At 60.7% G+C, this 12,752-nt stretch carries 12 protein-coding genes and 1 pseudogene; 2 read left to right on the top strand and 11 right to left on the bottom strand.

What is annotated here, in order from left to right:
• Positions 1-108 precede the first annotated feature (108 nt).
• The 11 genes and pseudogenes from pcaC to pcaR all read right to left on the bottom strand — a co-directional run bounded on the left by pcaC (position 109) and on the right by pcaR (position 9,802).
• Positions 109-501: a 4-carboxymuconolactone decarboxylase gene (pcaC, locus tag ACA051_RS07045; protein ID WP_010462533.1), complete on the bottom strand. Its 393-nt coding sequence runs from the start codon at positions 499-501 to the stop codon at positions 109-111.
• Positions 502-511: 10 nt separating this feature from the next.
• Positions 512-1,318: a 3-oxoadipate enol-lactonase gene (pcaD, locus tag ACA051_RS07040; protein WP_497308799.1), complete on the bottom strand. Its 807-nt coding sequence runs from the start codon at positions 1,316-1,318 to the stop codon at positions 512-514.
• An 11-nt stretch (positions 1,319-1,329) separates the two neighbouring features.
• On the bottom strand, positions 1,330-2,694 hold the full coding sequence (locus tag ACA051_RS07035; protein ID WP_497374096.1) for a 3-carboxy-cis,cis-muconate cycloisomerase: 1,365 nt from the start codon (positions 2,692-2,694) through the stop codon (positions 1,330-1,332).
• 60 nt (positions 2,695-2,754) lie between these two features.
• Positions 2,755-2,847 (bottom strand): annotated as a pseudogene (locus ACA051_RS07030) (hypothetical protein); the annotation flags it as partial.
• A 196-nt stretch (positions 2,848-3,043) separates the two neighbouring features.
• Complete coding sequence (gene pcaG / locus ACA051_RS07025) at positions 3,044-3,610, bottom strand: protocatechuate 3,4-dioxygenase subunit alpha (RefSeq protein WP_497308795.1); 567 nt, start codon at positions 3,608-3,610, stop codon at positions 3,044-3,046.
• A 1-nt stretch (position 3,611) separates the two neighbouring features.
• Entirely contained in the window at positions 3,612-4,316 is a 705-nt protein-coding gene (gene pcaH / locus ACA051_RS07020; protein WP_219095259.1) for a protocatechuate 3,4-dioxygenase subunit beta, read from the bottom strand.
• 35 nt (positions 4,317-4,351) lie between these two features.
• Entirely contained in the window at positions 4,352-5,557 is a 1,206-nt protein-coding gene (pcaF, locus tag ACA051_RS07015) for a 3-oxoadipyl-CoA thiolase (RefSeq protein ID WP_497374095.1), read from the bottom strand.
• Positions 5,554-6,333 carry a CoA-transferase subunit beta gene (locus ACA051_RS07010; protein WP_497374093.1) on the bottom strand — a complete coding sequence of 260 codons (780 nt, stop codon included), beginning with the start codon at positions 6,331-6,333 and terminating at the stop codon, positions 5,554-5,556. The genes pcaF and ACA051_RS07010 overlap by 4 nt, the downstream gene beginning before the upstream one ends.
• Entirely contained in the window at positions 6,333-7,190 is an 858-nt protein-coding gene (locus ACA051_RS07005; RefSeq protein WP_074874180.1) for a CoA transferase subunit A, read from the bottom strand. Before ACA051_RS07005 ends, ACA051_RS07010 begins: the two co-directional genes overlap by 1 nt.
• A 294-nt stretch (positions 7,191-7,484) precedes the next feature.
• On the bottom strand, positions 7,485-8,831 hold the full coding sequence (gene pcaK, locus ACA051_RS07000; protein ID WP_497308787.1) for a 4-hydroxybenzoate transporter PcaK: 1,347 nt from the start codon (positions 8,829-8,831) through the stop codon (positions 7,485-7,487).
• 128 nt (positions 8,832-8,959) lie between these two features.
• Positions 8,960-9,802 carry a pca regulon transcriptional regulator PcaR gene (pcaR, locus tag ACA051_RS06995; protein ID WP_010462552.1) on the bottom strand — a complete coding sequence of 281 codons (843 nt, stop codon included), beginning with the start codon at positions 9,800-9,802 and terminating at the stop codon, positions 8,960-8,962.
• 686 nt (positions 9,803-10,488) lie between these two features.
• On the opposite strand from pcaR, the gene ACA051_RS06990 reads away from it, so the two are divergent.
• The gene (locus ACA051_RS06990) at positions 10,489-10,689 is read left to right on the top strand and encodes a hypothetical protein (RefSeq protein ID WP_007935837.1); all 201 of its coding nucleotides are present in this window, start codon (positions 10,489-10,491) and stop codon (positions 10,687-10,689) included.
• 377 nt (positions 10,690-11,066) lie between these two features.
• The gene (locus tag ACA051_RS06985; RefSeq protein WP_497374091.1) at positions 11,067-12,542 is read left to right on the top strand and encodes an inorganic phosphate transporter; all 1,476 of its coding nucleotides are present in this window, start codon (positions 11,067-11,069) and stop codon (positions 12,540-12,542) included.
• The last annotated feature ends 210 nt before the right edge of the window (positions 12,543-12,752 follow it).

The raw sequence follows: 12,752 nt of genomic DNA, 5'->3' as shown, positions 1-12,752 counted from the left end.
CTCCCACAATGGTCCTGTGCGAATACAAATCATGTATTCACCGGACATCCCCTGTGGGAGCGACCCTGCTCGCGATGGCGTCAGCTCAGACACCGCAAATCGCCAGGATCACTCCCGCGATTCAACCCCCAATTCATCCCAAACCGACTCCGCCAAATGAAACGTCGCATTCGCCGCCGGGATACCGCAGTAGATCGCGCTCTGCATGATCACTTCCTTGATCTCGCCGCGGGTCACGCCATTGTTGGCGGCGGCGCGCAGGTGCAGTTTGAGTTCCTCGTTGCGGTTCATGCCGATCAGCATGGCGATGGTGATCAGACTGCGGGTATGGCGTGGCAGGCCCGGACGGGTCCAGATGTCGCCCCACGCGTGGCGGGTGATCATTTCCTGGAACTCCGAGTTGAACTCGGTCAGGGCATTCAGGCTGCGGTCGACATGGGCGTCACCGAGCACCGCGCGACGGACTTCCAGGCCTTCGTCGTATCGTTGTTTTTCGTCCACGAAAATCTCCTCAATGACCCAGTAGAAACGCAAGCACCCGCTCGCTGAACGCGCTGCCAGCCTGAACGCTGGACAAATGCGCAGCGTAGAACTCCGCGTACTCGGCGCCCTGCACATGTTCCTGAATAAAGTGCCCACCGGACGGCGGCGTGACCGCGTCTTCGGTGCCGGCGATGACCAGCAGCGGCACCTTGATCGCGGATAGCTGATCACGGAAGTCGGCATCACGCACGGCGGCGCAGTTGGCGGCATAACCTTCAGGCGAAGTGGCCGCGAGCATGTCGGTAATCCGCTTCGCGGCAGCCGGGTTGGCCTCGGCAAAGTCAGGGGTAAACCAACGAGCAATCGACGCATCGCGCAAGGCGACCATCGCGGCCGAACCGTCACGCAGCACGGTTTCGATCCGTGGGTTCCACACCGACGGATCACCAATCTTCGCGGCGGTGTTGCACACCACCAGTTTGTTCAATCGATCACCGGCATTGATGCCCAGCCACTGGCCGATCAGGCCACCCATGGACAGCCCGCAAAAATGCGCGCGCTCGATGTGCAACGCATCCATCAGCGCCAGCACGTCGTGGCCCAGTTGCTCGATGCTGTACGGACCCGGCGTGACCAGCGATTTGCCGTGACCACGGGTGTCAAAACGCAGCACCCGGAAATGCTCGGAGAACGCTGCGATTTGCGCGTCCCACATGTGCAGATCAGTGCCCAGCGAATTGGAGAGCACCAGCACCGGCGCGTCGTCCCGCCCGTCTATTTGCGGCCCTTCAATTTGATAGTTCAGTTCGCCCTCGGCGAGTTGTACGAAAGCCACAGCAATCTCCTTCAGGCAGTCAACGCAGAATGTTCAGCCACCGCCCGCTCGACCCAGGTACGGGCCTGGCCGAGGTAATGGGCGGGGTCCAGCAGACGATCGAGTTCAGGGGCAGAAAGCTCGGCGGTTACTTGCGGCTCTTCGCCGAGTACCGCTCGCAGATGCCGTTGCTCGGCCACAGCACGTTTGCAGCATTGCTCCAGCAGATGGTGCGCGGTGTCGCGGCCAACCCGTTGCGCGAGGACGATGCTCACCGCTTCGGCCAGCACCAAACCCTGGGTCAGGTCGAGGTTGCGGGCCATGCGCTCGGCGTCCACTTCCAGTGCGTCCGCCACCAGCAACGCTTGCTTGAGGCTGCCGGACACCAGGCAGCAAATCTCTGGCAGGGTTTCCCATTCGGCATGCCACAAGCCCAGGCTACGCTCGTGTTCCTGCGGCATGGCGCTGAACAGGGTCGAGAGCAAACCGGGAACCCGAGTCGCCGCACCGATCAGCACCGCGGCGCCCACCGGGTTGCGTTTGTGCGGCATGGTCGAAGAACCGCCCTTGCCCGGAGCCGACGGCTCGAACACTTCGCCGGCTTCGGTCTGCATCAACAGGCTGATGTCGCGACCGGTTTTGCCGAGGCTGCCGGCGATCAAACCGAGTACCGCGCCAAATTCCACCAAGCGATCACGCTGGGTGTGCCAGGGTTGATCCGGCAACGTCAATTGCAGCTCACCGGCCAAGGCTTGGGCAATCGGCATCGCCTGGTCGCCGAGGGCTGCCAGGGTTCCCGAGGCGCCGCCGAATTGCAGCACCAGCAGGCGCGGCTTGAGTTCTTGCAGACGTTGTCGGCTGCGGGTGATGGCGCCCAGCCAACCGGCGATTTTCATGCCGAGGGTGACCGGCGTTGCGTGCTGCAACCACGTGCGTCCAGCCAGCGGTGTGGCGACGTAACGCTGAGCCTGGATGGAGAGCGTTTCGCCCAGTTGCGCCAAATCGCTTTCGATCAGTTCCAGCGCGCGGCGCAGTTGCAACACCAAACCCGTGTCCATCACGTCCTGACTGGTGGCGCCCAGATGCACGTAGCGTTCGGCTTCGGCATCGTGAGTGGCGATCTGTTTGCCCAGCGCCTTGACCAACGGAATCGCCGAATTACCCGCCGAGGCAATCGCCTCGCCGAGTGCGGCAAAGTCGTAATGCCCCGCCTGACAAGCCGCTTCGATCGACGCGACAGCCGATGGCGGAATCAAGCCCACCCGCGCCTCGGCCCGGGCCAATGCCGCTTCGAAATCGAGCATGGCCTGCACCCGGCCCTGATCGCAGAACACTTCCCGCATGTCGCGGGCCGTGAAATAGGCATCGAACAATTGATTGCCCGGTCGCTGGTTCATAAACAGTCCCTGAAGGCATGGGCCGGTGAGGCCCACGCGTATGGATCAAAGGTCGTGATGCGTCCCCAATACACCGAACCACAGCATCGAGTTACGTCGGCCGATCTTGTCCGCGAGCATGCCGAACAGCGGCTGCATGCACATATAAACCACGAAGTTACCGGACGAGGCGCCGACAATCGCGAAGATCCTTTTGCTGCGCTCTTCGCCGGTGTAATGCGCTGGAATAGCGGTGGGGGTTGTCATTGTTCTTCACTCTTTGGGGACCATGGCAGTCTAGACACACTCTGCAACAGTCCCATTCCACAGATAGATCAGCGACACATGTCCCTGTGGGAGCTGTGTTCATTTAATAGTCGAAGAACACCGTCTCGGCATCGGTGCCCTGCAGGACGACATTCCACTGGTACACACCGGACGCATCCTTCTTCGCCAACAAGGTGTTGCGGCGTTCAGCCGGCACACACTCCAGCAGCGGATCCGCCACATTGGCCTGTTCGCCCTCAAAATAAATCCGCGTCAGCAAGTGCTTCACCAACCCGCGAGCGAACACCAGCACCACCAGGTGCGGCGCCTGGGTCGAGCCCTTCAGGCCTTGCACCGTTCCGGGTTTGATCGTGGTGAAGCGGAAACGCCCTTCAGCATCCACCGGCACCCTGCCGAAGCCTTCGAAGTTCGGGTCCAGGGGCTTGGCCTGGTCGTCTTCGGGGTGGTCGTATTTGCCGGCCGCGTTGGCCTGCCAGACTTCCAGCATCGCATCGTTGACGAAGTCGCCATTGCCATCGACGACTTGCCCGGTGATCGCCACGCGCTCGCCGAGGGTGTGTTCGACGGTCAAGTCTTCGCGGTTCAGCCAGGTCAGGCCGATGTGGTAATACGGCCCGACGGTGTGGGACGTGGTCGCGTTCAGCGTCATCTTATTTCTCCATCGGCGTGGCTTCACGGCCGCGCAAGACGATGTCCCAGCGATAACCGAGGGCATAGGAAGGGATGGTTTTTTCCAGATCAAACGTGGCGATCAAACGCTCTTTGGCGCGGGTATCCGGTACGCAGTTGTAGATCGGGTCGTAGGCCAGCAGCGGGTCGCCCGGGAAATACATCTGCGTGACCAACCGCGTCAGAATGCTCGGCCCGAACAGCGAGAAATGGATGTGCGCCGGGCGCCACGCGTTGTGGTGGTTGCCCCACGGATAGGCGCCGGGTTTGATGGTCTGAAACTGGTACCAACCATCGGCGTCGGTCACGGTGCGGCCGGTGCCGGTGAAGTTCGGGTCCAGCGGCGCGTCGTGCAGGTCGCGGGCATGGTTATAGCGACCGGCGGCGTTGGCCTGCCAGATCTCCACCAGAATCCCCGGCACCGGCAAGCCGTCCTCATCCAGCACGCGGCCGTGGATGATGATGCGCTCGCCCAACGGTTCGCCCGCATGCTGCACCGTCAGGTCGTTGTCCTTTTCGTTGATACGCTCGGCACCGATGGTCGGGCCGGTAATTTCCGACAACGAATGCGGCAAAAACACCAACGGCTTGGACGGCGCGCGACGGTTGGTGGATTGATACGTCGGGTGCAGGTAGTCCGGCTGGGTGCCTTCCTGCGGGCGACGGTAACCAGGCTTGTCAGTCATTTCGCTTTCCTCTGTTCTTATTAGTCTGCCGGGCGTCAGACGCGCTCGATGGCCAAGGCCAGACCCTGGCCGACGCCGACGCACATGGTCGCCAGCCCCTTCTTGCCACCCGTTTTTTCAAGCTGATGCAACGCTGTAAGGACCAGACGCGCACCGCTCATGCCCAACGGATGGCCCAAGGCGATGGCGCCACCGTTCGGGTTGACCTGAGCCGCGTCGTCCGCCAAGCCCAGCTCGCGCAGTACCGCCAACCCTTGGCTGGCGAAGGCTTCGTTGAGTTCGATCACGTCGAAATCGCTGACAGCAAGCCCGAGGCGCTCGGTCAATTTGCGCACTGCCGGCACCGGGCCGATGCCCATCACCCGAGGTGCGACGCCGGCGCTCGCCATGCCCAGCACTTTGGCGCGGGCGGTCAGGCCATGTTTCTTTACAGCTTCAGCGGAGGCCAGGATCATCGCCGCCGCGCCGTCGTTCACACCGGAAGCATTGCCGGCGGTCACGGTTTTGTCTGGACCGTTGACCGGCTTCAGCTTGGCCAGGGTTTCCAGCGTGGTGTCGGCACGTGGATGCTCATCCTGGCTGACGACGGTTTCGCCTTTCTTGTGGGCAATCCGCACTTCGACGATTTCTTCAGCGAAAAATCCTGCAGCTTGCGCGGCGGCTGTCCGCTGCTGACTGCGCAGTGCGAAAGCGTCCTGATCCTCGCGGGAAATTTCGTAATCTTCAGCCACGTTGTCGGCGGTCTGCGGCATTGCATCGACGCCGTATAGCGCTTTCATCAACGGGTTGATGAAGCGCCAGCCAATGGTGGTGTCTTCCAGTTTCATGTTGCGCGAGAACGCCGCATCGGCCTTGCCCATCACGAACGGCGCGCGGGACATCGACTCGACGCCGCCGGCAATCGCCAGCTCCATTTCGCCACTGGCGATGGCGCGGAACGCGGTGCCGATGGCGTCCATGCCCGACGCGCAGAGGCGATTGAGGGTAACGCCGGGAATGCTTTCCGGCAGGCCCGCCAGCAGCAGCGCCATGCGGGCGACGTTGCGGTTGTCTTCGCCGGCCTGGTTGGCGCAGCCGAGGAACACCTCGTCCACAGCCGTCCAGTCCACCGACGGGTTGCGCGCCATCAGCGCCTTGATCGGCACGGTAGCGAGGTCATCAGCACGCACCGCGGACAGGCCACCGCCGAAACGGCCGATGGGGGTGCGAATCGCGTCGCAGATATAAACGTCACGCATCACGCTTCTCCAGGGGCTTGGCCGTGGGCGGCGGCGGTGCGGGCTTCCAGGTCTCTGAGCGCCTTCAGCTCAACATCCGATGGCTCAGCCGTATTTTCGACATTTTCTGCAAAGCGAATTGCCCAACCAGTGGCGGCAATCACTTGCTCGCGAGTCACGCCCGGGTGCAGCGCGGTGACCACGAATTCATGGGTGTCCGCTTCCGGCTCCATGATGCACAGGTCGGTAATGATGCCGACTGGCCCTGCGCCCGGCAGGCCGAGACGCTTGCGAGAATCACCTCCCTCGCCATGTCCGACCGAGGTAATGAAATCGAGTTTGTCGACAAAGGAACGCGCGGACTGTTTAAGGATGATCAAAACGCTTTTGGCCGAACCGGCAATCTCCGGCGCGCCGCCAGCACCTGGCAGGCGGACTTTCGGCGCGTGGTAATCGCCCACCACCGTGGTGTTGATGTTGCCGAAGCGGTCGACCTGCGCGGCGCCGAGGAAACCGACATCGATACGCCCGCCCTGCAGCCAGTAGCGAAAAATCTCACCGGTGGGGATGACGGTGTCGGCGGTTTCCGCCAGTTCGCCGTCACCGATCGACAGCGGCAACACGCTTGGCTTGGCACCGATCGGACCCGACTCGTAGATCAGGACGACATCCGGTGAGGACGTCAGCCGCGCCAGGTTGGCGGCTTTCGACGGCAGACCGATGCCGACGAAGCACACCGAACCGTTCTTCAAGCGGCGGGCGGCGGCGACGGTCATCATTTCATTGGTTGTGTAAGTCATTACTTGGCCTCCGAAGCAGCGGCCAGCTTGGCCTGAAACTCGCTGAAGTCAGCGCAGCCGTGGATGTATTCGTTGATCCACGCAGTGAAGGTTTCACGGTCGCGGGCAATCGGGTCCCAAGCCTGGTAGAAGCGGTTGTCGCGCTCGTTGTAACCGTGGGCGTAGGACGGATGCGCGCCACCAGGGACGTGGCAGACCGCGCTCAGGGCCCAGGTCGGCAGCACGCAGGCGTTCATCGGTGCATTGAGGTCGTCGACGATTTCTTCAACGGTAACGATGCAGCGCTTGGCAGCCAGCGCTGCTTCTTTTTGTACACCGAGAATGCCCCAGAGCAGCACGTTGCCTTTGCGGTCGGCTTTCTGTGCGTGAATCACGGTGATGTCCGGGCGGACCGAAGGCACGGCCGCCAATACTTCGCCGGTGAACGGGCAGGTGACGGTTTTGATCAGCGGGTTGACCTTCGGCAAGTCGGAACCGGCGTAGGCACGCAGCACCGCGAACGGTAGGCCGGAGGCGCCAGCGACGTAGGCATTGGCCAGGTCGGCGTGGCTGTGCTCTTCGATTTCCAGCGCGTGCGGCCACTGCTTCTCGACCGCGTCACGCAGACGGTGCAGCGAACCGACACCCGGGTTGCCGCCCCAGGAGAAAATCAGCTTGCGAGCACAACCGGCGCCGATCAACTGGTCGTAGATCAGGTCAGGCGTCATCCGGACCAGCGTCAGATCTTTCTTGCCCTGGCGAATGATTTCGTGACCTGCCGCCGTAGGGATCAGGTGAGTGAAGCCTTCGAGCGCGACGGTATCGCCGTCGTTGACGAATTGCTTCACCGCGTCGTGCAGCGAAAGGATTTCAGCCATGGGGCAGGCTCCCGTTTTGTTTTGAACCGACAGTGGATGAAAAAGGCGCGAGGTTAAGCGCCGGAATGCCTGAAGGTTAAGCCTGTGCAAAACGCCAAACAATCCGATAATCGACTGAGTGTTCGTTTATCGAACAGATTGTTGTCTCGCTACCGATCCTTAAAGGCTTCGCGGGCAAGCCTCGCTCCTACGGTTTGGTGGTGTTCGCGAAATCACGGACATCATCATTCCTGTAGGAGCGAGGCTTGCCCGCGAAGAGGCCATCAAACGCGCCAAAGAATCCGGATCAGACTGTCAGGTCGCATCCGCATGACTGACCATGCCCTTGATCACCACCGCCGTGGCCGCCACGGCCGCCGGAATCACAAGCGCCGTCAGCACTTGCTCAAAATTCCAGCCCAATCCAAGCAGCGTCGCGCCCATCCACGCCCCGAGAATCGCGCCGAACCGGCCAATCCCGAGCATCCACGACACCCCGGTCGCCCGCCCCTGAGTCGGATAAAACCGCGCCGCCAGCGACGGCATCGCCGATTGCGCACCGTTGACACACATCCCGGCCACTAGGACCAACGTCGCCAAAATCGTGATGTTGCCCAGACTCTGTCCTACCGCGTAGGCAAACACCCCGGCCAGCAGGTAGAAAATGCCGATGACCTTGTGCGGATTGAACCGGTCCATCGCCCAGCCCACGCCTACTGCGCTCAGCACCCCGCCAAACTGGAATAGCGCCCCAATGAACGCCGCTTGTTCCATGCTCGCGCCACTGTCACGCATCAGCGTCGGCAGCCAACTGGTCAGCAGGTAAACAATCACCAGCCCCATGAAGTAGGTCAGCCACAGCAGCAAGGTGCCGGTGCTATAGGTGCCAGAGAAGATCACCGCGAACACGTTGCGCGCCTTCACGGTTTTCTGTTCCGGCACGCTGAAGCTCGACGCCTGGGCGACGACGGTCGGATCGATCGGTGCGAGGGCCTTGCGCACTTTGTCGGTGCCGCGGTTACGCACGACCAGGTAACGCGCCGACTCCGGCAGCCAGAACAGCAACACGACGGTGAGGATCAACGGCAGAATCCCACCGATCAGCAGCAAACTGTGCCAGCCGAAGGCCGGAATCAGCTTGGCCGAGATAAACCCGCCACCGGCCATGCCGAGGTTGAAGCCGCAGAACATGCTGGTCACCAGCAGGGATTTTTTGCGCTCCGGGGTGTACTCCGACAACAGGGTGGTGGCGTTCGGCATGCCGGCGCCAAGGCCCAGACCGGTGAGGAAGCGCAGCACCAGCAGTTGATCGACGTTGGTGCTGTACGCCGAGGCCAGGCTGAAAGCGCCGAATAACAATACCGCGCCGACCAGTACGACTTTTCGCCCAAAGCGGTCAGCCAAGGGACCGGAGCCCAGTGCGCCGAAGACCATGCCGATCAACGCGGCACTCATTACCGGGCCGAGACTCGCCCGATCGATGCCCCAGTCCTGAGACAGGGCCGGCGCGATGAAGCCCATGGCCGCGGTATCGAGGCCATCGAGGAAAACAATCAGGAAACACAGGATCACCACTCGCCATTGGTAGCGCGAAATGGGTTGAGCATTGATGAAGGACTGCACATCGAGGCAGTTCCCTACAGCAGACTGAGGCTGGTTCATTATTTTTATTCCACGCAAGAACGCAGTCGGACAGGTGCCAGCCTGGGGCTGGCGTTGCCGCGACAGTAATGATCCAGGGGAAACAGCGTCAATTCGATAAACGCGACTCTGTGCGTTTATCGAACAGCTTAGGCAAACAACTGGGCGCTGAGGTCACGACTGGCGCTCAACAAACCAGGCAGGAAACGCTGCTCCAGCTCGTTGCGGCTGACCCGTCCGGCGTGGGTACTGACGTTGAGCGCGGCCACCACCTGGCCCGAAGCGTCGTACACCGGAACGGCAATCGAACGCAGGCCCTGCTCCAGTTCCTGATCGACGATGCACCAGCCTTGTTGCCGCACTTCCTGCAGGCATTCGAGCAACGCCTCGGGGGTGTGCAAGGTTCGGCTGGTCTTGGCCTGGAACTCTGCATGGTCGAGGTATTCACGAAGCGACGTGTCGTCCAGTGCCGCGAGAAGAATCCGGCCCATCGACGTGCAATAGGCCGGCAACCGCCCGCCCACCGACAGGTCGACGGAAATCAGGCGCTGGGTGGTTGCCGAGCGAGCGATGTACAAAATGTCGTCGCCCTCCAGCGTGGCCATGTTGCAGGCCTCGTGAAGTTGCTCGCTCATGCGGTCCAGATACGGCTGGGCGGACACCGCCAAAGGCGTCGAGGACAAGTAGGCATGGCCGAGCGTCAGCACTTTGGGCAGCAGCGAATAGGTGCGACCATCGGTAGTGGCGTAGCCGAGTTTGATCAGAGTGTGCAGGCAACGTCGTACAGCGGCGCGGGGGATTTCCGTGCGGTGGCTGATCTGGGCAATGGTCAGGTGCCGTTTGCGCTCCTGGAACGCTTGAACCACCGCCAATCCCCGTGCCAGTGACGTCATGAAATCCGGGTCGCCGGTCAGGGCCTGGATTCGCTTGGCGGGCGAGGCCACGATCGGCGGCGCCACTGAAGCGAAGGAATTGCGCATTTGATCGTTCATATCAGGTCCTTTTCCTACACGGATCAGCGGCTATTACATTCGGCTTCGGGTCTTGCACACAAGCCACAGGCCGCAAGATTGGGCGATTATCGAACCATCGACCGATAATCGCAATCGGCGTCACCGGAAATACCAACCTGCGCGTCCTGATTTTCGCGGCGCCCACTACATGCTTTTATTCTTGTTGGGTCGCTGATTTAAAGGGCGATGTAATCGGGGTAACTTGTTCGACTTTATGGCGTCAGAAAGACATCGTCGCAAGGTGACATCATCCACACCGTAGTTACCGCTGAAAGTTGCGAGTAACAAAACAATCACACAGGTAGAACTACTTTTAACTCTCAAGAGATAGTGTTATTCGGATCGACCGCTATAATGCACCTCAGTGGCGAAGCGGTTTTTACGTGCCGATTACGCTACTCCGCAGCCCGGTATTCTATCGTCGCTGCGCGCAGCAAGCGCTTGACGCTCATTTCATATGCTCCGCCAACACGCTCGCTGAAACAGGTAACTGATGCTACGTCAGCTGTTTTTCTCTGGTGCCGTGGCCGCCTGCAACATGGAAGTATTGTTCGCACGCCGTAAAAAACGATGCTTTTTCAGGCATTGTCCTTTCGACGAGTGTGGTCAATAGATTCCTGCAGTGCGTTTCACCAGAATTTATCTCAACTCATACAGGTAGCACTGTGACGAAAGACGAACTGCGCGCGGAACTTGAGCGCCAGGAACAACGTTACAAGGAAGTTTACGGCGGGGAAGTCACCACCTACGCCGCTCAGCCCGAACCCGAACGCAAACCCTGGCGTAAACGCGCCACCGTTCAGGATCAGGCATTCACCCAGGAATTGCAGAAGATGGAAAAGGAACTCAAAGCCGAAGAGCCATAATCACCTCGGCCTGAATCCTTTCAAGGGTCTGCATCGGCACCCGTTAAAAGCGGGGTGTTCTGATGATGCCTTTCGCGCCCGCTACAAGCGGGCAGCGGCCACCTCACCCTACCGATGAGGCAAATGGCACTTGCCTGACCCTCTTCTCAGATATTTCACACAAGTGTTCAAGCCTCTCGGCCTCACGAGAGAAACCCTTGCGGCTGCGGCCTTTTCATCTGAATTCAATGACTTGCAAAACCCGGTAAAAACCTCGGGGACAGGCTATCGTCACAAACTAATTCGTTGAAGAATGTTACCGATGAGCACCTAGTGCATCGATTAGCAGTCTTTTCTGGCATAATCGCGCCCCCTTATGACCGGGTCAGAAAACCTTCATGATCGATTTATTCAGCGGACTGGATGCTTGGGTGCTTGTGAGCCTCTTGCTCGCCCTGGCCTTTGTCCTCGCCTTCGAGTTCATCAACGGCTTTCATGACACTGCTAACGCGGTGGCCACCGTTATCTACACCAAAGCCATGCCGCCTCATCTGGCGGTGTTCTTTTCCGGTGTGTTCAACTTTCTCGGCGTGCTGCTGGGCGGTGTCGGCGTGGCGTATGCCATCGTCCACCTGCTGCCGGTAGAGCTGCTGATCAATGTGAACACCGGTCACGGGCTGGCCATGGTGTTCTCGCTGCTCGCCGCCGCCATCACCTGGAACCTGGGCACCTGGTACTTCGGTATTCCGGCCTCCAGTTCCCACACGCTGATCGGTTCGATCCTCGGTGTCGGCCTGGCCAACGCGTTGATCAACGACATTCCGTTGGCCGATGGCGTGAACTGGCAGAAAGCGATCGACATCGGTGCGTCCCTGGTGTTCTCGCCAATGGCGGGCTTCCTGGTCGCAGCTCTGATACTTATCGGCCTTAAATGGTGGCGTCCCCTGTCGAAGATGCACAAGACACCGGAACAGCGCCGCAAGATCGACGACAAGAAACACCCGCCGTTCTGGAACCGCCTGGTGCTGGTCATTTCGGCCATGGCCGTGAGCTTCGTGCACGGTTCCAACGACGGCCAGAAAGGTATCGGCCTGATCATGCTGGTACTGATCGGTATCGTGCCGGCGCAGTTCGTACTCGACCTGGGCAGCACGACCTACCAGATCGAACGGACCCGCGATGCGACCCTGCACTTGAGCCAGTTCTACAAGCGCAACGCCGACACCCTGGGCGAATACCTGGCCCTGGGCAAAAGCGTGGAAGGCGATCTGCCGGAGAAATTCCGTTGCAACCCGCAACAGACCGAACCGACCATCACCGCCCTGCTCGACACCCTTAAAGGTGTGGCGGATTACCACTCCCTGTCGCCGGAAAGCCGCATCGAAGTGCGTCGCTACCTGCTCTGCCTGGATGACACGGCGAAGAAAGTCGGCAAGCTGCCTGGCCTCGCTGCCCGTGAAAAGGCTGACCTGGACAAACTGCGCAAAGACCTGACCACCACCACCGAATACGCCCCGTTCTGGGTGATTCTGGCGGTCGCCCTGGCCCTGGGCCTGGGGACCATGGTCGGCTGGAAACGCGTGGTGCTGACCATCGGCGAGAAGATCGGCAAGCAGGGCATGACTTACTCCCAAGGGATGTCGGCACAGATCACCACCGCGAGCCTGATCGGCATGGCCAACATCTTCAGCCTGCCGGTCTCCACCACCCACGTCCTGTCCTCAGGCGTTGCCGGCACCATGGTCGCCAACAAAAGCGGCCTGCAAGGCGGCACCGTGAGAACCATCCTGCTGGCCTGGGTCCTGACCCTGCCCGCGACGGTGGGCCTGTCGGCTGGCCTGTTCTGGCTGGCGTCGAAGGCACTGGGCAGCTGATACATCGCTGCGACAAAAGAGGCGCGTTCCGTGAGGTTCGCGCCTTTTTTATGGCCTGAAATTCGGCCTTCGTAGTTGTCAAAAGAGTTGGTTGCCCATGAGGAAGCCTTCGCGGGCAAGCCCGCTCCCACAGGGGAACTGGGCACATCTGCAAGAAACTGGTCGGCTGTCAGGCCGCCATCGCGAGCAGGCTCGCTCCCACAGGGGATC

The sequence above is a fragment of the Pseudomonas sp. LBUM1669 genome (genome assembly GCF_059695705.1).
The sequence above is the reverse complement of the archived record's forward strand: the minus strand, read 5'-3'. Positions and strand labels throughout refer to the sequence as shown.

Coding starts and splice junctions, on each gene's coding strand:
- pcaK (WP_497308787.1), bottom strand. CDS start 8,831: ATGAACCAGCCTCAGTCTGCTGTAGGGAACTGCCTCGATGTGCAGTCC.
- pcaH (WP_219095259.1), bottom strand. CDS start 4,316: ATGACTGACAAGCCTGGTTACCGTCGCCCGCAGGAAGGCACCCAGCCG.
- pcaG (WP_497308795.1), bottom strand. CDS start 3,610: ATGACGCTGAACGCGACCACGTCCCACACCGTCGGGCCGTATTACCAC.
- ACA051_RS07010 (WP_497374093.1), bottom strand. CDS start 6,333: ATGACTTACACAACCAATGAAATGATGACCGTCGCCGCCGCCCGCCGC.
- pcaR (WP_010462552.1), bottom strand. CDS start 9,802: ATGAACGATCAAATGCGCAATTCCTTCGCTTCAGTGGCGCCGCCGATC.
- ACA051_RS07035 (WP_497374096.1), bottom strand. CDS start 2,694: ATGAACCAGCGACCGGGCAATCAATTGTTCGATGCCTATTTCACGGCC.
- ACA051_RS07005 (WP_074874180.1), bottom strand. CDS start 7,190: ATGGCTGAAATCCTTTCGCTGCACGACGCGGTGAAGCAATTCGTCAAC.
- ACA051_RS06985 (WP_497374091.1), top strand. CDS start 11,067: ATGATCGATTTATTCAGCGGACTGGATGCTTGGGTGCTTGTGAGCCTC.